The following is a 226-nucleotide window of genomic DNA, read 5'->3' on the forward strand; positions in this document are numbered from 1 at the left end:
TGGGCAGCCGCAGACGGGGCAGCCGCAGACGGGGCAGCCGCAGACGGGGCAGCCGCAGACGGGGCAGCCGCAGACGGGGCAGCCGCAGACGGGGCAGCCGCAGACGGGGCAACCCCAGCAAGGACAGCCGCAGACCGGGCAGCCCACGGGCCGACCTGGCCGGGACGATGTCGTGGCACCGCCCCTGCCTTCGTCGGTCGAAACACCCGCACCCCAGCACGTGCCG

Origin of the sequence: Lentzea sp. NPDC042327, from assembly GCF_040647275.1 — a bacterium.
GTDB lineage: Bacteria > Actinomycetota > Actinomycetes > Mycobacteriales > Pseudonocardiaceae > Lentzea.